The 19,194-nt window shown below is 43.7% G+C and carries 19 protein-coding genes, 1 tRNA gene, 1 other RNA gene and 1 pseudogene; 10 read left to right on the top strand and 12 right to left on the bottom strand.

Going from position 1 to position 19,194, the window contains the following annotated elements; genetic code table 11:
* The first annotated feature begins 15 nt into the window (after positions 1-15).
* Positions 16-1,299 carry a Na+/H+ antiporter NhaC family protein gene (locus tag O3603_RS09395; RefSeq protein ID WP_009435584.1) on the top strand — a complete coding sequence of 428 codons (1,284 nt, stop codon included), beginning with the start codon at positions 16-18 and terminating at the stop codon, positions 1,297-1,299.
* 21 nt (positions 1,300-1,320) lie between these two features.
* Positions 1,321-2,136 (top strand): hypothetical protein, encoded by an 816-nt coding sequence (locus tag O3603_RS09390; protein ID WP_009435647.1) that lies wholly within the window; start codon positions 1,321-1,323, stop codon positions 2,134-2,136.
* 215 nt (positions 2,137-2,351) lie between these two features.
* On the opposite strand, the gene O3603_RS09385 is transcribed toward O3603_RS09390, so the two are convergent.
* Positions 2,352-3,332, bottom strand: coding sequence for a glycosyltransferase family 2 protein (locus O3603_RS09385; RefSeq protein ID WP_371522421.1), 981 nt, complete (start codon positions 3,330-3,332; stop codon positions 2,352-2,354).
* Positions 3,319-4,827 (bottom strand): oligosaccharide flippase family protein, encoded by a 1,509-nt coding sequence (locus tag O3603_RS09380; protein ID WP_371522419.1) that lies wholly within the window; start codon positions 4,825-4,827, stop codon positions 3,319-3,321. The genes O3603_RS09385 and O3603_RS09380 overlap by 14 nt, the downstream gene beginning before the upstream one ends.
* A gap of 56 nt (positions 4,828-4,883) precedes the next feature.
* Between O3603_RS09380 and O3603_RS09375 the strand changes: the two genes are divergently transcribed.
* Genes O3603_RS09375 through O3603_RS09365 form a run of 3 tightly spaced genes read left to right on the top strand, consistent with a single transcriptional unit; the run spans position 4,884 to position 7,835 of the window.
* Positions 4,884-5,777 (top strand): glycosyltransferase family 2 protein, encoded by an 894-nt coding sequence (locus tag O3603_RS09375; RefSeq protein ID WP_371522417.1) that lies wholly within the window; start codon positions 4,884-4,886, stop codon positions 5,775-5,777.
* Positions 5,729-6,712, top strand: coding sequence for a glycosyltransferase family 2 protein (locus tag O3603_RS09370; RefSeq protein WP_371522415.1), 984 nt, complete (start codon positions 5,729-5,731; stop codon positions 6,710-6,712). The genes O3603_RS09375 and O3603_RS09370 overlap by 49 nt, the downstream gene beginning before the upstream one ends.
* A 31-nt stretch (positions 6,713-6,743) precedes the next feature.
* Positions 6,744-7,835 (top strand): glycosyltransferase family 1 protein, encoded by a 1,092-nt coding sequence (locus tag O3603_RS09365; RefSeq protein WP_371522413.1) that lies wholly within the window; start codon positions 6,744-6,746, stop codon positions 7,833-7,835.
* 347 nt (positions 7,836-8,182) lie between these two features.
* Here the strand turns inward: O3603_RS09365 and O3603_RS09360 are convergent, their stop codons facing one another.
* From O3603_RS09360 to O3603_RS09335, 6 genes are all read right to left on the bottom strand, one after another.
* Positions 8,183-8,845, bottom strand: a complete 663-nt coding sequence (locus O3603_RS09360; RefSeq protein ID WP_311453593.1) for a cyclic nucleotide-binding domain-containing protein — start codon at positions 8,843-8,845, stop codon at positions 8,183-8,185.
* 173 nt (positions 8,846-9,018) lie between these two features.
* The gene (locus O3603_RS09355; RefSeq protein WP_371522410.1) at positions 9,019-10,029 is read right to left on the bottom strand and encodes an FAD:protein FMN transferase; all 1,011 of its coding nucleotides are present in this window, start codon (positions 10,027-10,029) and stop codon (positions 9,019-9,021) included.
* 52 nt (positions 10,030-10,081) lie between these two features.
* Entirely contained in the window at positions 10,082-10,768 is a 687-nt protein-coding gene (locus O3603_RS09350) for a DUF6048 family protein (RefSeq protein WP_371522408.1), read from the bottom strand.
* The gene (locus tag O3603_RS09345; RefSeq protein ID WP_371522442.1) at positions 10,725-11,201 is read right to left on the bottom strand and encodes a DUF6452 family protein; all 477 of its coding nucleotides are present in this window, start codon (positions 11,199-11,201) and stop codon (positions 10,725-10,727) included. Before O3603_RS09345 ends, O3603_RS09350 begins: the two co-directional genes overlap by 44 nt.
* An 82-nt stretch (positions 11,202-11,283) precedes the next feature.
* Positions 11,284-12,234 carry a glycosyltransferase family 2 protein gene (locus O3603_RS09340; protein ID WP_371522406.1) on the bottom strand — a complete coding sequence of 317 codons (951 nt, stop codon included), beginning with the start codon at positions 12,232-12,234 and terminating at the stop codon, positions 11,284-11,286.
* Positions 12,235-12,248: 14 nt separating this feature from the next.
* Positions 12,249-12,797, bottom strand: coding sequence for a DUF4199 domain-containing protein (locus O3603_RS09335; RefSeq protein WP_009434683.1), 549 nt, complete (start codon positions 12,795-12,797; stop codon positions 12,249-12,251).
* Between the two features lie 158 nt (positions 12,798-12,955).
* Here O3603_RS09335 and ffs point away from each other — a divergent pair.
* Positions 12,956-13,052, top strand: an RNA gene (gene ffs / locus O3603_RS09330) — signal recognition particle sRNA small type.
* Positions 13,053-13,055: 3 nt separating this feature from the next.
* Positions 13,056-13,129 (top strand) — tRNA-Thr (locus O3603_RS09325).
* 558 nt (positions 13,130-13,687) lie between these two features.
* Here the strand turns inward: O3603_RS09325 and O3603_RS09320 are convergent.
* Entirely contained in the window at positions 13,688-14,887 is a 1,200-nt protein-coding gene (locus tag O3603_RS09320; protein WP_371522404.1) for an esterase, read from the bottom strand.
* 354 nt (positions 14,888-15,241) lie between these two features.
* On the opposite strand from O3603_RS09320, the gene trxA reads away from it, so the two are divergent.
* The gene (gene trxA, locus O3603_RS09315; protein ID WP_036895040.1) at positions 15,242-15,763 is read left to right on the top strand and encodes a thioredoxin; all 522 of its coding nucleotides are present in this window, start codon (positions 15,242-15,244) and stop codon (positions 15,761-15,763) included.
* An 18-nt stretch (positions 15,764-15,781) separates the two neighbouring features.
* On the top strand, positions 15,782-16,138 hold the full coding sequence (locus O3603_RS09310; protein ID WP_314574159.1) for a MarR family transcriptional regulator: 357 nt from the start codon (positions 15,782-15,784) through the stop codon (positions 16,136-16,138).
* A gap of 558 nt (positions 16,139-16,696) precedes the next feature.
* Here O3603_RS09310 and O3603_RS09305 read toward each other — a convergent pair.
* Positions 16,697-16,996, bottom strand: a complete 300-nt coding sequence (locus tag O3603_RS09305; protein ID WP_314868298.1) for a glutaredoxin-related protein — start codon at positions 16,994-16,996, stop codon at positions 16,697-16,699.
* Between the two features lie 49 nt (positions 16,997-17,045).
* Entirely contained in the window at positions 17,046-17,276 is a 231-nt protein-coding gene (locus tag O3603_RS09300; RefSeq protein WP_371522401.1) for a YecH family metal-binding protein, read from the bottom strand.
* Between the two features lie 265 nt (positions 17,277-17,541).
* On the opposite strand from O3603_RS09300, the gene O3603_RS09295 reads away from it, so the two are divergent.
* Positions 17,542-17,982, top strand: coding sequence for a hypothetical protein (locus O3603_RS09295; RefSeq protein WP_371522399.1), 441 nt, complete (start codon positions 17,542-17,544; stop codon positions 17,980-17,982).
* 200 nt (positions 17,983-18,182) lie between these two features.
* Here the strand turns inward: O3603_RS09295 and O3603_RS09290 are convergent.
* Positions 18,183-19,015 (bottom strand): annotated as a pseudogene (locus O3603_RS09290) (transposase).
* Positions 19,016-19,194 lie beyond the last annotated feature (179 nt).

Raw genomic sequence — 19,194 nt, 5'->3', positions numbered from 1 at the left:
TAAATTAAAAACAGAATGATTAATCATAAAAAAGGACTTCTTGCACTCAGTCCACTACTTGTCTTCATCCTACTTTATCTAGTCACTTCGATTGTATCAGGCGACTTCTATAAGGTACCAATTACTGTTGCCTTTATGGTGGCAAGCATCTTTGCTATCATAATGTCGGGTGGCTTTCCTCTTAATAAGCGTATCGAGATATACAGCAAAGGCGCAAGTACGGATAACATGATGATGATGTTGTGGATATTTGTACTAGCGGGAGCATTCGCAAATGCCGCTAAACAGATGGGAAGTATCGATGCCACGGTGAACATGACATTGTCAGTTCTACCGAGCAACATGCTCCTTGCAGGCTTATTCCTTGCCTCTTGCTTCATTTCAATAAGCATTGGTACGAGTGTGGGAACCATCGTTGCGCTTACACCAATCGCTGCTGGCGTAGCGAGTTCGACGGGTTCTTCAATGCCATTTGTCGTTGCTGTGGTCGTTGGAGGCTCTTTCTTCGGTGATAACTTGTCGTTTATCAGTGATACAACAGTCGTTGCCACGCGTACACAAGAGTGTAAGATGGCTGATAAGTTCCGTGTTAATTTCTTCATCGTAGCCCCTGCTGCCTTCCTTATCCTTGCTGCTTATGTCTTCATGGGATGGGATGTTCACACGCTATCAGCCCCACCTTCGGTTAGTTATTATCGAATAATACCTTACATGGCAGTGCTTATCTGCGCCGTATTGGGTATGAATGTGATGGCGGTACTGACCATTGGTTTGATCTTAACAGGCGTTATTGGCATTGCAGATGGCACCTACGACATCTATGGATGGTTCTCTAGTATGGGTAACGGAATCACTGGTATGGGCGAGTTAATCATCATTACGATGATGGCAGGCGGTTTGCTCGAGATGATAAGGGCTAATGGTGGCATTGACTACATCATTAGTATCATCACACGGCACGTTAGTAGCAAGCGAGGAGCAGAACTCACGATAGCCTTCTTGGTGTCTCTTGTTGATATCTGTACGGCAAATAACACCGTTGCTATCCTCACTGTGGGAGGCATATCGAAGCAGATTGGCGATAAGTATGGGGTAGATAAGCGCAAAGCAGCAAGTATCCTCGACACCTTCTCATGCTGTGTTCAGGGCTTGATACCCTATGGTGCGCAGCTCTTAATGGCTGCTGGACTGGCAAAGATAAACCCTGTGAGCATTGTGCCTTACCTTTATTACCCCTTCTTGATAGGTGTGTTTGCTCTGCTATCTATCTTCTTCCGTTATCCAAGGAGGTATTCTTAATGTTAATATTATTCGCTTATTATGGACGTCATACAGCGTAACTTCTTTCGTATTCTAAGCTCTGGTGCCTTTGGAACCCAGTCGAGTATTGAGCCGATGTCGCCTTTCAAATGGCGCAGACTCATGCAGATGGTGGAGGCACAAAAGGTTACTTCCATCTTTGTTAATGGTATTGCAGCCCACAGCATGGATGAGGGTCTGAACCTCCCTGACGCTATCATTGCCGAACTGAGGACCAAGATGGGGGATAACAAGGCGTTAACAGCGAAAGTCCCGAAGTCTGTTCGCCTTAGTAACTCTCTATTAAATAGGCGATTGAAGAAGCTCATCCATGACGAATTACATAGTATTGACACCTCCGTTGAGGCTTTGGATATATTGAAACTCATCGTCTCTAACTCTGAAACAATGCTCAATCGGGGAATGAATCTAGGTGGGATTATCACCATCGGACAGTACTTGAGGGTGCGAGGAGACAAGGTGGACTTTGTGAAACTAGACTCTTGGCTGGCTAACCTACAGCTTCAGTCGATGGCAGAACTACAAGGGAACATCCTTATATCAGTCTTTGGTTTTGAGGAAGAGGAACTCCCTTTCGTTAATAAAATTGATAAGAAAGCCTACGAACTGACGCTTCGTAGTGTTTCCGACTTGGCTAAAGACACAGCTCAAGAGTGGCATTTTAAACAGAACTCGGCTGGTTTCGTACAGAATAATGGGGCTGTCTTGCGTCGTAACTTGCGTCGCAGTGTGCGTTATGTGGGCTATGCTCCTGTGGAGACGGTTAGTAATTTCTTCAGCAACTTCGTGCGTAGTCTGTCGGAGATAGAGGAGTAATGGAAGCAAGGAAACGCCTTTTTTGAAATAAAGAGAGCCTCTCTTCACTGCAAGGAGAGGCTCTTCTTCATGCAAGGAAACGCCCTTCTCAAATGGAGAAGAGCGTTTCCTCGTTTTTTATCTTGCTGTTCCAACTAACAAGGCACTACCTCGTTACAATCCGTTCGCACCTCTTCTAACGAACTCCCGTAGGTCGATTCCTTTCTTCGGGAGGGTTATTCATTGCCTTTAATGATTCCTCTCAACCAGAAATACAGCTCTTCTTGCAGACGGAAGAGGAGCCAAGAACGGTGGAAAGGATGGTAGCCAAACTTGCGGAGAAGGCTGGGGCGGACAAGAGAAAGGTTGATTGTTGCCCACACATGGTGCATGATGTCAAGTCCAAGATGGCGGTCGGCTGGAGAGAGCGAACGGCGATGACGATAGTAAAACAAGTAGAGTCCCACGAGATTCAACCATCGTTTCGTTTCATAAAAGGCGATTATTTCATCGGAAACACGCAACGATAAGAGTTGTTGATGTAGACGTTCATTCGCTAAAAGGAAGTCGAATCGCTGTCCACTCACTTGATGAGTAACGGAACTACTACGCTGTCGGTAGAAGTAAGTACCACTACAAAGTGCCACCTTCCGAGACCTTAGGTAATGAATATGTGTTACATTCTCATCCGTGTAAGTCTTCTGTGTTTCATCGTAAGGAAAGGCTTGATGGATTGTGTTGCGAATGGCATATACACCATGAATCTGCCATGTCAAACTCTCTTTAAAAGCCTCCTCTCCCGACAAAGTATCGAAAGGTTGCATTTGAAAATCTTGCTCTTTCCCATCTTCATAGTGCAGCACTAGATGGAAAAGAACCGTGTCTATATCAGCCGTGAACGCCTTATAGACTTTCTCAAGGGCATTATCAGCAAACCAATCGTCACTATCCAAAAAGCAAACATACTCTCCCGTGGCTTGTGCAAGAGCCACATTTCGAGCATGCGCTAAGCCCCTATTCTCCTTTAAGAAGGTGGGTTTGATTCGTGCGTCACGCTCGGCATACGCTCGAAGTATGGCGGGTGAGCTATCAGAAGAGCCATCGTCAACACAAAGCACTTCAATGTCTCGTAAGCTCTGACGCATTAATGAGTCGAGACACTGGCGTAAATAAGGTGCTGTGTTATACACGGCTACAATCACACTAACCTTTATCATGGCGTATAAACTTATCTTTTATCTTATTACGGAGGCTGTTCCACTGCTGGTCGGTCTTACTCCTTAACACCCGAACGGACGCTATCGCACTCACAAGGCAAAGTCCACTTGCCACGCACCAACGCCATTGCCAGAGTTCAGAACGTACGCAGAAGAAGGTGAGAATACCCAATGTAAACTGGAAAGCAGCGAGTTTCACGACATCAGCCGACAGTCGGTAACGATACTTGCGAGCCATATAAACATAGACAATGAGCAGGTGGAGCGTACCAGCGAGGGCTATTCCGATACCCGCACCAGTGATTCCCCACTTGTTGAAACACGTGAGGAGCAATGCTACTAACAATAGATCGTAAGTCGATTCGAGGATGAGATAGGCACGAGAGGCGCCCTTTGCCAAACTAATATACTCCATCGGCAAGCGCACGGCACGCACATACATAGCCAAGACGAGCACTTGTGCCATGCCAAGAGCAGGCAGGAATCGCCCTGAATAGAGCACTTCAAGGAGCTGCGGAAGCAACAGAAGGAAGAGAGCAAGCAGTGGGGAAACGAGCAAAAGAGTCACTTCAATCTGGCGATTGACGGTCTGACGGAAAGTAAATGACAGCTGATTGACCCCCGAGAGACGTGGGAAATAATCGGTTTCCATGGCAGAGAAGATCATTCCTGCATATACCATTGTCATCATATAAGCAGCATTATAGAAGCCGACAGTCGCTGTATTGGCTACGTTGTTGAGGTAACTTCGGATGATGAAGTCGGCTCCTGAACCCAATACACCAGCCAGTACGAACGCCACACCGAGCCGAATCATTCCCAAGCCAGCACCGAGGTCGGAACGTGAAAAGGACAGTTTGAACGGATAGAGACGCCAAGAAGCACTGAGGGTGAGCACCACTTGCACCACAGCAGCAAGCAGTAAAGAGGGGACGATGGCACGCTCTCCGAAGAAGTAATATAATGGGATGGTGAGCAAGGAAGTGCCGAGAACGTTATAAACGGATAGTTCTGCCAGCTGTCGGAGGCGTCGGACGGCTTTTAAAATAGCCATTTCACCATTTGTGATAGCCGTCAATGCGATGATAGGAGAGAGTAGGATGAAATCGAAGGTATAACCATTCCACGAGAAGGAATAGTGACTTAACAACGGACTCAAGGCTATGCAGACCACCATTCCGAGCACAGCTGTAAGCAAACTCCACGACCGCACGATGCGAATATCAGCCTGTAAACGTTCGTCCTCACCATTGTCATAATCGCTGGAGAGGTTTCGCACGGCACTTATTGCTATGCCGAAGTTGGTGGAATCACTAACTAGTCGAATCGAAGAGTTGAATAATGAGATAAGACCAACACCTTGCGGACCTAACAACAAAGCCACGATTTTGTTGCGAATAACGCCTATCAGCACATTAAGTCCTTGTACACCACCAAACAAGCTGATATACTTCAAGACATGGAGATAACCATCGGTATTAGTGCTTTTTTTCATCTTCTATATGAACGGAAACCATTCTTTTTTATTATATTTGCACCAAATAATATTACATGTTACTGTCTATTATCATTCCAATCTATCGTGTTGAAGACACCATCCAACGCTGTTTGGAGAGTGTGCTCATGCAGTTGGACGATAGGATGGAACTGATTATCATTGATGATGGAAGCCCCGATGATTCGGCAAAGATAGCCTCGAGAATGATTCAAGGGCGGGCGAATTGCACGCTTATTCATCAATCGAATCAAGGCTTATCGGCGGCTCGTAACACGGGACTGGAGCATGCGCAAGGGGAGTATGTGACCTTCATTGACTCTGATGACTTTATCCAAGAGGGTACGATTGAGGCGTTACTTGCAGTGCTGGATATGCACCCAGAATATGACATACTGGAGTATCCTGTGATGCAACATCACGGCAATAAGCAATGCGAGAAGTTGCTTACTTTCTCCGAAAAGGCGTTCACCTCGGCTCGAGACTATTGGCTTGGTGGAGGCTACCAGCATACTTACGCCTGTAATAAATACTATCGTCGACGGCTCTTCGAGGGCGTTCGCTATCCTGTTGGAAAGGTGTTTGAAGATGCTTACACATTGCCTTTCTTACTCGCAAAAGCGGGTGTGATAGGGACGACGGGACGGGGTCTTTATTATTACACAGATAACCCTCAGGGTATTACGGCACGTGCCGGTGGACAAGAGCTAACCCATCTTTTGGAGGCTCACTTGCGTCATCTCGCACAATGGGGGACGTTGACAGCAGCTTATTATGAGTCACTTTTGAACATTCAAATGGATGTTTATGAGGCAACGAAGGCTGCTCCTGTGCTCCCAGTACTCCCTTATAAGGGTACAATGAAACTATTGTTTCTTCATTTAATAGGGCTTAAACGCTTATGTCAACTCAATCAATTTATACACAAAATGGGCTTACGAAACCGCTAGTTAGCTTCATCGTGACCTATCACAATGAGCCTCTTGAGATGCTTCGAGAGTGTATCAACAGTATTCTTGCGCTCTCGCTCGCTGAGACGGAACGCCAGATTATTGTCGTAGATGATGGTTCTGACCGTTCACCCATTGCTGAACTCATGGAGTTGTCATCGACTATCTATTATCTAAGACAGGATAATCAAGGGTTGAGTCAGGCTCGAAATAGAGGCATAACATTGGCTGAAGGCGACTTTATTCAGTTCGTTGATGCTGACGACTATCTGCTTACTAGCCCTTACGAGCAGTGCCTTGACATCGTAAGATACAAGGATGCAGACATGGTGATGTTCTTTCCTTCGGACAAGCCAACGGCTAATCCAAGTCCAGACTGGACTGGTCCGGTGAGCGGAACGGACTATATGACGCATAACAACATACACGCTAGTGCCTGGGGATACCTCTTCCGCCGTTGCTGTCTACATGAGTTACGATTCCCAAAGGGCTTTGTACATGAGGATGAAGAGTTCACTCCGCAGCTCATGTTACGCATTGAAAAACTTTACGTAAGCAATAACAAGGCTTATTACTATCGTCAGCACGAGGGTTCCATCACCCATTCTCGGGACTTGAAGAGCAAGTTGAAGCGTCTAACTGACATCGAGAAGATCATCAACCGACTGAAGGATAAGGTGGAATACTTGCCTGTTAAGGATCGAATAGCTATGGAGCGGCGCATTGCGCAACTAACGATGGACTATCTATATAATGTTATTCGCCTCACTCATGACGCTGGTCACTTGGAGAAAGTATTGTTACGACTGACCGACCAAGGGCTCTTCCCATTGCCAGAAAAGGACTACACGCGTAACTATAAACTATTCCGAAGACTCATCAACACCGCTTGGGGACGTAAGATCTTGCAGTTGGCTTTGACGCTGAAGAGATAGTTTTTACTGGTAAAAAAGCACTGATAGAATAATGAAAATCCTCCTCTTAGGCGAGTACAGCAATGTTCATAACACGCTGGCAATGGGTTTGCGTGCACTTGGACATCGAGTGACTGTGGTCTCAAATGGCGACTTTTGGAAGAATTACCCACGTGACATTGATGTGAGCCGACCAACGGGACGACTGGGAGGAGTGCGCCTCTTGGCAAAGATATACGCTCTTTTACCACGTTTGAGAGGCTATGATGTGGTGCAATTCATCAACCCTATCTTCTTTGAACTGCGTGCCGAACGCCTTTTCTACATCTTTCGTTACCTCAAAAAGCACAATAAAAAACTCTTTCTGGGGGCTTTCGGCATGGATTACTATTGGGTTCATACCTGTTCCACGACGATGCCTTTGCGGTATAGTGACTTCAATTTCGGTACGAAACTGCGCCAGAATGAAGAGGCAGTAAGCGAGCGGAAGGATTGGATTGGCACTGAGAAGGAACGCTTGAACCGCCTGATGGCAGCGGAATGTGATGGTATTATCACTGGACTCTACGAATACTGGTGTTGCTATCAGCCGTTTTTTCCCACAAAGACAACCTTTATTCCTTTTCCAATCGTTGTGGGGGACGAACCGAAGATAGCCCCTGAATCCCCCAAACAATTAAATCTCTTTATCGGAATCAGCCGTAACCGGTCAGTGTATAAAGGCACGGATATCATGTTGCGAGCGGCTGAGAAGGTGAAAGTCGACTATCCCAGTCGATTGAATCTGAAGGTTGTTACGGGCTTACCCTTCGATGAGTATGTGCGGACGATGCGTGGTTCTGATGCTATCATGGACCAACTCTACAGCTATACTCCATCAATGAATCCACTTGAAGCGATGGCACATGGCATTATATGTATTGGTGGGGGCGAACCCGAACACTATGCTCTTCTGCACGAGACAACGCTCCGCCCAATCATTAATGTCCTCCCCTCGTATGAGAGTTGTGTGTCAGCTCTTACGCAGCTTGTCACTCATCTCAATCAAATCCCAGCCCTTCGCCACCAGAGTTACGCCTATGTTCGCAAGCACCATGACCATATCAAAGTAGCACGGGAGTATGAGAAGTTTTATAAAAGATAATTCGCTCTCATCATCATGACAGGCGCAAGCACAGAGCCAAAGGCTTACTTGCAGATGAAGTCCTCGTTAATTCTTTTGTAGTAAGCAATAAGACAAAAAGAACGAAACGCCCTTTTCCATTTGAAGAAGGCGTTTCGTTGCATGAAGAAGAGCCTCTCCTTGCAGTGAAGGGAGGCTCTCTTTGTTTCATAAAAAGCGTTTGCTTGATTGGAAATGATTTCTTTGAAAACCTTACTTGCACCCTCTGAAAGGGGGAGTGTGCCTCACGAAAGGCAAGCAGATAATCGTTTTCTATGTCCCACGAAGCTACATCTCCTCCTACAGAAAGGCTTGGAGAGGCTTGTTTCCTATCGTAACAATTCTAATTGTGGGATAGTGATTAAACTGCGAGTAATACTTATCAGTCCTTCTTCCTGCAACTGATTCAGCATGTGAGAGACGTTCAGACGACTTTGATGAAGCTCATGTCCGAGTGTTTCCATCTTTATTTTCAATACTTTCCTACCAGCTTGTGTAATGCAACGAAGGCGCAGGAAAGCAAAGAACTGTTGGCGAATATCCGTTGGATTCTGCCTCCATGGAGTGCGACCCTGCCGTTGCGCTTGCATGGAAAGGATATTAAGAAAATTCAAGCGACAGATGAGATAGGAGTCAAGGAGGCGTAGAATCTCCTCTTTACTGAGTGCCAATAGACTGCAATCAGTCTGTGCGGAGAAGGTACGGGAGTATCTCGACATGAGTCCGAAGAGGTGTTCTGGTTGTATGACAGCCGGTGCTGATAACTCTTCTACAATACTATATCGGTGGTTATCAGCATGACTCTCCACGCTCAACGACCCTGCCATGAGAAAGAAGAGTTGCGTGCATCGGTCGCCTTCTGCCGCCAATAACTGTCCAGCCAACAGCTTGTGGAAGCCGAACTTGGTGTTCCCAACAATCTCAGAAAGCTCACTGGAACCTATACCGAGGAAGAGTGGGAGGCGGAGAAGGTCGTTGTAAAGTTGTAACATAACAATTAAATAAACCCAAACAAGTCCCGATCAAGCCCCACCCCCGACCCCTCTCCGAATGGAGAGGGGAGTAGATAGTATTGTAAATGAAGGTTAGGAAACCTTGAGCAAACCATTCCCTTGCTATCTATTCACTCCCCTCTCCATTCGGAGAGGGGGCGGGGGTGAGGCTTTTATTGGGCTGGGCTGAGGCCTTTACTATACCATACTTGCATCTTTCCTTTGCTATCTGAATAGATAAAATACGCCATCAACTCAGGGTGACGATCGAGTAACTGCTTGGCTTTCTCTATGCCCATCACCATGAAGGAGGTGGCATAAGCATCCGCAGTAGCGCAGTTCTTGGCTAGAACAGTAGCCGAAAGGAGAGAGTGTTGGACGGGGTATCCCGTCTTAGGGTCGATAGTGTGCGCGTATTTCTTACCTCCTTTATAATAGAAGTTACGATAGTTTCCGCTTGTCGCCATAGCTCGGTCGGTCACATTCAGTACCGCCTCATACTCTTGATTGACGTTCACACTATCGTCAGTAGGCTTTGTTACACCAATATGCCAGGGCAATCTCTTCTCGCTGTTGCCCTTAGTAACGATCTCACCACCTATCTCTATCATGAAATTCTTTACTCCCCTTCGTTCCAACAAACGTGCAACACAATCGGAGCCATAGCCCTTTGCGATTGCAGAACAGTCCAACATGATACGTGGGTTTTGCTTTCGTATGGTGTTACCAACCAGTTTCACCTTATTAAAACCAACGATTTGTCGCAGGCTATCAATCTTCTCCTTTGATGGATGAACGCCTGTTTTGAAGCCGAAGCCCCACATGTTTACCATTGGCGCAACCGTGATGTCAAATGCACCATTGGTCTCCTTAGACACCTGTTGAGCGAGTGTAAACACCTCTTCAAACATCTCATTTATCTTGACGGGTTTGTTTTGATTGATCTGCGAGATGACCGATGAAGGCTCAAAAGTTGAGAAGGTCTGGTTGACGCGTTTAAGTTCTGCATCTATTTCAGGCTGCAGGTCCTCATCACTCTGGTACGTGATGTGATAGACAGTGCCGAAGATAAAGCCCGTATTATGCTGATAGGGCATATCATGTTGGCACCTCACAATAATGATGGAACCGATGAGCAGCACCAAAAGAAAGGGTATTTGCCAATATAGTTTCTTATTCTTCATAATCGTAATAGGGTCATTTTAGAGTTGAATGGAGCATTTGCTAGTTGGTTGATTATAGTTCGAGAAGAACATTAAATGTGGCTCCGAGCGTTGAAGAACCGCCTCGCCCGTAGCCTGGTACATACCATGGATCACCTAAGTCGTTGCTCTTCTGATGGGCACGAACCTTATATCTCAGGCTCCAACCCATATGTATTGGACCCCAAATCTTGGCATCTACACCGAAAGAAGCCTCTATCCAAAGAAGGTGCGAACGCACACCTGTACCACCAAAAGGCACTTGGTTGCTCCAAATAGGGTCCGTCACGGCAGGTGCCGAAACGTCATATTTGAAGGATGTATAGCCTACTCGTCCTCCTGCCAGCACACGATAGGCATCATGCTTGTCCTTTAGAACATTGAAGTCGATACCTACACGACCATAAGGAGCACGTGTCTTAAATTGTGTCGAAGTGTTATCATCCGTCTTATTAGCCTCTCCCACACCGATTTCCAGCACTGGGTAATACTTATCTTGGAGGTTTACTCGTAGCAAAGCCTCGTATTGTCCGTAAGAAGAGAGCGCCTTCATTGCGGGACCGACGACGTCAACTCCAACGGCAACACCCCTGAAGAACGCCACAGTATCAGGCTTTGTGGGTTGCACCTTTTGCTTTCGTTGTGCATGGGCAACACTTGGCAGAAGGAGAAACAGACTAATGCTGAGTAAGACGAAGGTATATATTCTCTTTCGTTCCATCGTAGTCTACGTTGGGATTATTGATGTTTATCTGACTAACTGCACGTCCCGTTGTACTTACGGCAGTAAGTTTATGGAAAAAAGCAGGAGCACAATCGACACTTTCAAAGTGGCTAATATTAGTCTTACTTATCGTGATGGTATCAACGACAGATTGCCCTGCTGCATTGGTTAAGACGAACCGCAGGCGGTCTTGTGCACCTCCGTAGCTCATCGGCAGACTGAATTTTGAAGTCTTAATAAGGCTGTTAATCAATATAGTATCAGCCTTTCCGTCACGAAGGGCACTGATGGTTAAGGTGTCACGAAGGCTGTCGCCCTGTATGACATAATTAGCCATTACGGGATTGTGAACGCCACAATCAATATCAGAACAGCTTGTCAAAGAGAGGAATACACCTGCTGTCAAACAAGTGAAAACGGCTAGGAGCATTACTCTTAGCCCTTTTTTACTCGTCATGCTAGCCTTCGCATATTTGTCATTTATCATCATTTGCATTACATCAGTAGTTTTTTTACATCTCTTTCTCTATCTGGTAATCATTGCGTCGAGGGTTACTTCGACTGATTAAATCGCCTATGAAACCAGCAAGGAAGAGTTGTGTACCCAAGAGAATAGCGGTCAGAGCGATATAGAAAGAGGCGTGATTTGAAAGCAAATCACCATATTCTCCATTGAAGAGCATCACAGTCTTCTCTATAAATAGACTAATGAGTGCAATGAAGCCAATGAAGAATACGAAGGAACCAAGCAGTCCGAAGACGTGCATAGGCTTCTTTCCAAAGTTGGTCAAGAACCATAAGGTGAGTAAGTCGAGATACCCATTAAAGAATCGATTAATGCCGAACTTAGACTTACCATACTTACGTGCCTGGTGGTGAACCACCTTTTCTCCGATACGATCGAAGCCTGCCTCTTTGGCAAGATAGGGGATGTAACGGTGCATCTCACCATATACTTCGATGTTCTTCACCACATCACGGCGGTAAGCCTTTAGTCCGCAATTAAAGTCATGGAGGTTATGTACACCACTAATCTTACGTGCCGTCGCATTGAAAAGCTTAGTAGGCAAGGTCTTAGATAACGGGTCGTAACGCTTCTGCTTATAGCCACTTACGAGGTCAAACTTATCCTCCGTGATCATTCGGAAGAGCCCTGGAATCTCGTCAGGAGAGTCTTGTAGGTCTGCATCCATTGTAATGACAACATCGCCTTTAGCCGCTTTGAAGCCACAATATAGGGCTGGACTCTTACCATAGTTACGGCGGAATTTAATGCCATGAACGTGCTCGTCCTTGCGATGAAGCTCTTCTATAATGCCCCAACTATTGTCAGTTGAGCCGTCATTAACGAAGATTATTTCATAAGAGAAGCCGTTGGCAATCATCACGCGTTGTATCCATGCGTGCAATTCTGGTAGACTTTCTTCCTCATTAAATAGAGGAACTATAACGGAAATATCCATTGTTTATGTTCGGATTAATATTGTTTTGAATTAGAGGAGGGTACTTGTTTCATCATTAATGCAGCAATGATTAATGATAAGAAAACGCCGAATACCACTGCAGAAATAAAGCTATTTGCAGCCAAGACAGCCGGTTCCGTCATCATTGAAAGGAGCCGAATTATATCATTGTAAGATACGTTCATGGTTGTAAACATCTGTTTCGCTTGTGGTGTGGAATAGACAGTTGTAAGGATAGATAACAACCTTCCGTTGTCGACATAATTCATATACAACCATTGAAGGAGGCTGAAGATGAGTGCCGCATTGAAGTGAACTCGAAGGCAGTAAAACAATCCGCGCTTGAAAGAAATGACCCCATTGCGCCCTTCCTCACGGAACTTTTTAAACCGATAAGCCACAAAGAAGGGGGTAGAAAAGAGCAATATCGTATAGAACTGACCCAATATTGGAAGGGAACTAGAGTATAATAAACAGGCGAAACTAGCAACCCAAAGGATTGCAAGATAGAATCCGTCGTAACGAGAATACGCCGATAATTGTTTGAGCTCATCGTGTGTCATACTGCAAAATTACAGATTATTTATTATATATAAGGTGCCTCCTTCCTAAAATTAAGATTATTTGTTAAAAAGCGAAAAAGGTGTTCTTTCTTTTCGTGTTTATAAATAATTTATGTACCTTTGCAGCGCTTTTTCCAAGTAAGGAGAGAGCTTCATACGGGCAAGTCTCCTACGACCAGCTCCCTTCAAATCCCCCAGGTTGGGAACAAAGCAAGGGTAGAAGGTTGTAGCGGTGCGATAGGAATCGCTTGTCCACCCGCCTCTTTAGCTCAGTTGGCCAGAGCACGTGATTTGTAATCTCGGGGTCGTTGGTTCGAATCCGACAAGAGGCTCGAATAGATAAAATGACTAGAAACGAAAGAGAAGGTATGTCGTGAGGCACACCTTCTTTTGTTTTTTAGACTGCTGATAAGCTCTTTTATAACCCTCAATAGGCGTTACGACAATTCCTGATAAACGATACTTGAAATGCTGCTAAGGCATAATTTGAATCTAATCATCATTATTTTGCTTGCTCATTAGCTTCTACTAATAATCCTCTCTACTGGTCTATTATTGGGAAAAGAGTAGCTAGTTGCGAGGTATAAAATGCCCACCAGTAAACTTCACATATATCATTTGAAATGGAGAAGAAGCCTCACTCCCATCCCAACTAAAGCCTCACCCCCATCCCCTCTCCGAATGGAGAGGGGAGTGAAAACTGCTAGTTGGATGAGAGTGGATGGTGAACGGGAATAGAGGTAATCATATTTTAGAATTAAAGAAACGCCCTTCTCCATTTGAAGAGGGCGTTTCTTCACATCAAAGGGAGGCTCTTCTCATAGCAAGGAAACGCCCTCTTCAAATAGAGAAGGGTGTTTCCTTGATAGGAAGCGAGGTTCTCTTGATATTTAATCCTTGAATAACTGTTGTGCGAAAGTTGCTAGATAGATGCGCCAATTACGCCAGATGTGACCGCCATCTGTCTCTAGGTAGGTGTAAGGATAATGCTTGGAATCAAGGTAATTACGCAATTTCTCATTCTCATTATATAGGAAGTCAGCCTTGCCAATACCTATCCAAAAGAGTTTAGGAGAGCCTTTGAAGAGATTGTCAACCTTGCTATTTGTATCCTCGTATAGCGGTGAAGTAGTCTCCTTCTGATGGGGTTTAACAGCTGCAGAAAACAATCCGATGTAATCGAAAGAGTTAGGGTTATTGATAGAGATGTACAATGAATGGAACCCACCCATTGATAAACCAGCGATGGCTCTATGCGCTTTGTCCGCCTTTACTCGATAGTTTTGTTCAACGAAATTAACCACATCTTGGAAGGCAGACTCAAAGTTTCCATCCATCGTCTTAGGTAGTTGTAAGGATGGAACTTTTAGTCCTTCGGATGTCTCACCGGGTGCTGCTTCCTGCGAGATATTGCCATTTGTCATTACAACAATCATGGGTTTCGCCTTGCCCGAAGCGATGAGATTGTCCATAATCTGCGTTGCTCGACCTAGTTCCGACCACGCATTTTCATCGCCTCCCATGCCATGTAAGAGGTAAAGAACAGGATATTTCTCCTTGCTCTGTTCGTATCCTGCAGGTGTGTAAATGGTTAATCGGCGTGTCATATTAGCCTTTGGACTCTTATACCAGGTCTTAGAAACAGTGCCATGAGGTACATCCTTCACTTGATATAAGCCATTGACGCCCCCATCAATCATAAAGATACTGAAGGTACTAGCGATGTCGCGGACCGCATAAACGTTCAGTGGGTCAGTTACTTTGACGCCATCTATCAGTATATTATATGTGTATAACTCGGGTTGGAGAGGGGTAGAAGTGAAGGACCAAACGCCCTTTTCGTTCTTTTTTAAGAGTTGTGGCCCTTGTCGGTCGTACTCTCCTTGTGGTGTTTTCACCTTTTCTATAGGTAGAAAGTCGCCCACAATCTCCACCTTTTGAGCCTCAGGTGCATTGACATTAAAGGTTACTGACTTATCAGCATTTACCACTGGTGATGCCAGAGGAGCCTTGTTCCAATCGAGCGCTTGCTGTGCTAAGCCTGTTGCAGAAGCCATTGTGCAAGCAAGAGATAAGATAATTCTTTTCATGCGAATGATGTTTTTATGATTTACGATTTATGATCTTAGTTCTTTATCACCTTAGTTTGGCACGAAGAGGGTGCTAACAACCAAGTAGATTGATTGTTTACAAAGGTACAAAAAATAATGTCTAATGTTCCAAGTGTTGGTTATGTGGAGAGGAGCAAAGTGCTAGTTTTAACAAAAATAAGGCTCACGTGCGATATTGTTAAGGTTTAATAATTTCCAAAGGAAATTTGGTCTTATTGATAAAAGTGCGTATCTTTGCATCGTTTTCCATAGGAAACAATATTGAAAGAATAATCCAATAAGGTTTTATCAAACCTTTAAGTAATAATAAAAATAGATAATTGTAAAAAGGAAATGAAGCGTATCTCGACACTAGCATTTGCCATCATGATCTTAGGAATGACAGCATGTTCTGCAAATAACAAGCCTGCTAAGAAGACAGATGATAGTACTGTTGCTGGCAAAGCAACAAAAGAAACAAATGTAAATAACCAAAATGAAGGAAAGGAAAAAGGTATGAATGTAACAGAAATGACTGCTGAGATGTTCAAAGAGAAGGTGATGGACTATGAGAAGAACCCACAATCATGGGTTTTCAAAGGCGATAAACCAGTTATTATAGACTTCTATGCAACATGGTGCGGACCCTGTAAAGCAACTGCTCCGATACTTGAGGAGGTAGCAGGAGACTATGAAGGTAAGATCGATGTATATAAGGTTGATGTTGATAAACAGGCTGAATTGGCTTCGCTCTTTGGTATTCGTTCAATCCCATCATTGCTCTTTATCCCTAAAGAAGGTAAGCCTACAATGCAGACAGGAGCGATGAATAAGCCTCAATTTGAGGAGGTTATCAAGTCAACCTTGCTAAAGTAAGTAACGCAGAAAGGGCGCATGAATAGTGAATGTGTTCGTAAGATTCGTGATCTCTCACGCCTTGTAACGGGCTTTGAGTCCGACTTGCAACAACGTGTGGGGCTGAATCTCAATGAGGCGGCACTACTTTGTTTGCTTTCCGAACAGCCTAATCCGATGTTAGCAGGTGAGATTGCTGATGAGATGGGGATGACTCGTTCGAATGCATCTAAGGTGATTGCTGCACTTGAACGGGACTCTCTTATTCGTCGTCGGGCTTGTTCGGAAGATGGACGATGCCAACGATTTCATATTACCAAACATGGTTTAGAGAAATTGGAACAGGTTCATTGCGACTCTATTGTGGTTCCTGACGGATTGAAAGGGATCATCTAGTTGTTGACAAGTAGGTTCTTACAATAGGATAGCAAAGTAGGAGCAGTTATTTCATAGGTTGGTTCTCAGCCTTTGATGTAACTGCTTATTTGCAGACAGATAACTGCTGTCTTGTTTTTAAAAATAGCTTTTCTTGCTTTTAATAGGACTAATATGTAATAACGATAAAGGCTTGATAGTTATATATTAAACGGTTAATTATATCTAAGAAACTTGGTTTTCTGCGGTTGAAATGTTGATGTATGTCAAAAAGAAGAGAGGCTCTTCAATCTTTTCGGAAATCGTTACATTACTATCAACTATTTATCGTACATTTGCAACGCAATGGTAGACTAACAGGGAATGAGTAGTGGTGTACTACTTTCTCAGTCTTCTTTTGATTAAATAACTAGTGATTGTTACAATAGAGATAATCAAGTCATTAAGGTTAGATTGATTATTGTTCAGGAGAGACACATTAGACTGTCTGTCGACAGTCAAGGGGAGGCATAATAGCAGGTAACTGCAGTTGTGCCTCCCCTCATTATATATAAACGATTGTTGTTAAGTCTGTTTTGCTTAGCAACCAGAGCCATCAAGTCGGCAAGAAGCTGCCGCTGGTGCATCATCAAGATGGATTCCTGCCTCTTCAGGAGACAATGTTACGGTGCCATCTTCAAGTAGGAAGCAAGGGACACCAGCATATCCATGCTTTTTCGCATCGTCGAATACAGGGTTATTATCGCGTAGGCGAAGGAACTCCTTGAGGTATCGTATGTGTGAACCAATGTCTATTACTTCATAACGGCTATCTCCCTTTACATGCTCGTCGACGGCAATACAATCCGGACAAGTGCTCATTCCATATATTTTTATCATGTTTCTTTGTTTTTATTAAATGGTTTGTTCTATACTAAAAAGCCTATGTTTAATGATTACAAATCTTTGTTGTATCTACCGTGAAGCCCTCTGTTGCAGGCATAAATTTACCTCGTTCGGTGAGGAAATCAACTAGTTCTGTTGCATTCATACCCTCTCTAGAGCAAGTGTGGAACTCCTCCTCTGATCCAAAGTGCTCTATGATTGCTTTTACCAAATCCTCTTTTGTTCTGTAACTATTGCCCTCCATCATGTGGAGAACATCATGTCCATGTGCCATATAATTGATGTTTTAATGTGTTTATAATGTCAGTCAAAGATGAAATCTCTGCCTATGATTAGTATTAACAAAGCTTGTGCCAGCAAGAATATTAACCTCTTTTAAGTGCATAAATGTGTTTTTGTGTCCATTAAATGGTTACTTTTGTGATAGAAAATGGTATGTTTTGGCAGTTTGTCAGTCCTTTGGCACGTGTTTCGCATATGTTTTTTGTAGTGATACATAGGGTTAATTTTTTAGAAATTAAATGATATTAAAAATAGAGATGAAGAGACTTTTAATTGCATTTAGTGCTGCATTGGTGTTATTGTCATCATGTGTAACGAGTCAGAAGAGTTTGAAGGAGAGTAAACCAGTAGCCTTTGTTGAGGCGCGGAACTACTTCCATATTGGTGACGAAACAAAGCCTGTAATTCTAAAAATTACTTCGAAGACTGAGTTTGAGCGGCAGTTTGGTGAGGCTGCATTCATGGGTAAAGGGGGAGAACCTACTCATATTGACTTTAATAAGAGTTTTGTTGTTGCCTATATCATGCCTAAGACTAGTCTTAAAACAGACCTCCGACCTTTGTCACTCTGCGAGGTTGGTAAGAAGGAATTGCTTTTGACCTATGATTTAAAGCAGGGATCGAAGCAGAGCTATTCAACACAACCCTTCTTTATCCTTATTGTCAATAAGCGATATGAGAGTTATAAAGTAAGATAGAGATTATCTTGTTTCATGTAGATTGCCTCTTTCTTGTGTCTTACTTAGGCTGATGTAAGATGGAGAAAGAATCCATGAAAGGACGAAGGGAATGACTTGAGAGGTCGAATTATTTGAATTTCTGGGCGTAATGGACATTTGGTAGGCTGAAAACCTCTCGGGTTTTAGTAATGGACATTTGGTAGGCTGGTTATTCTAGCCTACTTTTTTGTATTTATGAATCCATCTATAAACTTCTTCTTGTTAGCTTCATTCAATCCATTATGATTATGCAGTGCTCTTTTAAGTTGTGAGTTAAATCCTTCCAACAGGTTTGTTGTATTTGCATATCCGGATGCTCCTCACACGTATAGAGCCATGGCAGATGTGTCTTAATAGAACGTCTTGCCGTTCTCAGTCTTCTGTGTGTTGTCTTACCCGAGATTAGGAGAGTTCGTTCATTTAGGAACTCTTTCCATTTATCACACCATTTATCAAAAGCGGTTATAAACTCTTCTTTTCTCATAGAGAACATCCTTCTCATTAATGCCAATAGTTCAACGCCTGCAGGCAAATGTGGATTGTTAGTAAGGAATCTTCTAACTATTTGAAATTGGTGAAATTGATACATTTGTACGGGGCAGAAACTTATAGCTTGTAAAAGTCCTACATGCCCATCACACACCACTGCTTTTATCATAGTTCCACGCTCCGCAATATACCGAAGTCCATCAAGATAATCTCTGTTAGTTTCGTTTTTGACAAACTTGCGATAAAGTATTTTGCCTGATGAAGCATCCTGAAACAGCATCACACCAAATGTCCTGGAAAAGTATGTTGTATCCAATATTATTACTGCAGATTTGGGGTAAGTAGCAGTAAAGCTATCTACTACTAAGCTCAACCTACGTCGTATGGTTCGCTCTGAACATTTATAAAGAGTGGGTAGATCAGATATCGTTCGATTTGCCGTCAGATAGTCGTTCCATAGAGAAATATTATTTATACGCAGACCACCTTGAAATTGTCTACCACAATCCTTGCAGGAATACATCTGAATAGAACGTCGATGCCCATTCTTTTTAACATTTGAGCTATTACAGAAGATACTGTTTCTTATTCATAGATTTTCAAATGCTGCAAAGGTAGTAAATAAAAGCGTTCCGAGAGGTTTCAGCCTACCAAATGTCCATTACACCATAAATAATGAAAAAGAAAAGTGTTGTTTTTATT

The organism is Prevotella sp. 20925_1_30, from assembly GCF_041433025.1.
Taxonomy (GTDB): Bacteria; Bacteroidota; Bacteroidia; order Bacteroidales; family Bacteroidaceae; genus Prevotella; species Prevotella vespertina.
This window is presented reverse-complemented; position numbering and strand designations above follow the sequence as displayed.

Excerpts from the sequence above, each read along its gene's own strand:
- O3603_RS09370 (WP_371522415.1), top strand. The coding sequence starts at position 5,729 with ATGTCAACTCAATCAATTTATACACAAAATGGGCTTACGAAACCGCTA.
- O3603_RS09300 (WP_371522401.1), bottom strand. The coding sequence starts at position 17,276 with ATGGCACATGGACATGATGTTCTCCACATGATGGAGGGCAATAGTTAC.
- O3603_RS09360 (WP_311453593.1), bottom strand. The coding sequence starts at position 8,845 with ATGTTACAACTTTACAACGACCTTCTCCGCCTCCCACTCTTCCTCGGT.
- O3603_RS09355 (WP_371522410.1), bottom strand. The coding sequence starts at position 10,029 with ATGAAGAATAAGAAACTATATTGGCAAATACCCTTTCTTTTGGTGCTG.
- O3603_RS09390 (WP_009435647.1), top strand. The coding sequence starts at position 1,321 with ATGGACGTCATACAGCGTAACTTCTTTCGTATTCTAAGCTCTGGTGCC.
- O3603_RS09340 (WP_371522406.1), bottom strand. The coding sequence starts at position 12,234 with ATGGATATTTCCGTTATAGTTCCTCTATTTAATGAGGAAGAAAGTCTA.
- O3603_RS09365 (WP_371522413.1), top strand. The coding sequence starts at position 6,744 with ATGAAAATCCTCCTCTTAGGCGAGTACAGCAATGTTCATAACACGCTG.
- O3603_RS09380 (WP_371522419.1), bottom strand. The coding sequence starts at position 4,827 with ATGAAAAAAAGCACTAATACCGATGGTTATCTCCATGTCTTGAAGTAT.
- O3603_RS09295 (WP_371522399.1), top strand. The coding sequence starts at position 17,542 with ATGAAGAGACTTTTAATTGCATTTAGTGCTGCATTGGTGTTATTGTCA.
- O3603_RS09350 (WP_371522408.1), bottom strand. The coding sequence starts at position 10,768 with ATGGAACGAAAGAGAATATATACCTTCGTCTTACTCAGCATTAGTCTG.
- O3603_RS09310 (WP_314574159.1), top strand. The coding sequence starts at position 15,782 with ATGAATAGTGAATGTGTTCGTAAGATTCGTGATCTCTCACGCCTTGTA.
- O3603_RS09375 (WP_371522417.1), top strand. The coding sequence starts at position 4,884 with ATGTTACTGTCTATTATCATTCCAATCTATCGTGTTGAAGACACCATC.
- O3603_RS09385 (WP_371522421.1), bottom strand. The coding sequence starts at position 3,332 with ATGATAAAGGTTAGTGTGATTGTAGCCGTGTATAACACAGCACCTTAT.
- O3603_RS09395 (WP_009435584.1), top strand. The coding sequence starts at position 16 with ATGATTAATCATAAAAAAGGACTTCTTGCACTCAGTCCACTACTTGTC.
- O3603_RS09345 (WP_371522442.1), bottom strand. The coding sequence starts at position 11,201 with ATGCTCCTAGCCGTTTTCACTTGTTTGACAGCAGGTGTATTCCTCTCT.
- O3603_RS09335 (WP_009434683.1), bottom strand. The coding sequence starts at position 12,797 with ATGACACACGATGAGCTCAAACAATTATCGGCGTATTCTCGTTACGAC.
- O3603_RS09320 (WP_371522404.1), bottom strand. The coding sequence starts at position 14,887 with ATGAAAAGAATTATCTTATCTCTTGCTTGCACAATGGCTTCTGCAACA.
- trxA (WP_036895040.1), top strand. The coding sequence starts at position 15,242 with ATGAAGCGTATCTCGACACTAGCATTTGCCATCATGATCTTAGGAATG.
- O3603_RS09305 (WP_314868298.1), bottom strand. The coding sequence starts at position 16,996 with ATGATAAAAATATATGGAATGAGCACTTGTCCGGATTGTATTGCCGTC.